Raw genomic sequence first — 285 nt, 5'->3', positions numbered from 1 at the left:
AGTTGCTGGACGGTCTGTCCGGCGCGCTGCAGGCCGACGGTGCCCAGATTGTCCTGTATGGGCAAAGAGGGATCGGAAAATCTTCTTTGGCGCGCGTACTGGGACAAATGGCAACGAACGCGCCGGAGGCGATTTCGAGGTTGTCGGTAGCCCCCCACGTGAAGTTCGATTACTTCCCAGTTCACATTACCTGCGATGACAGTATTGACTGCATCGACAAGTTGTTACTTCGGTTGCTCACGGACTCTGGCGCCGTGGCAGATTGGATTCCATTCAGGGGCATCG

Annotated in this window: 1 protein-coding gene; it reads left to right on the top strand. The window is 56.5% G+C overall.

The features are described from left to right. On the top strand, positions 1–285 hold a 285-nt coding region (locus ACM03V_RS34495), incomplete at both ends, for a hypothetical protein (RefSeq protein WP_414625315.1).

The organism is Calothrix sp. CCY 0018, assembly GCF_963920925.1.
In the GTDB taxonomy this organism is placed as follows: Bacteria; Cyanobacteriota; Cyanobacteriia; order Cyanobacteriales; family Nostocaceae; genus Rivularia.
The sequence above is the reverse complement of the archived record's forward strand: the minus strand, read 5'-3'. Positions and strand labels throughout refer to the sequence as shown.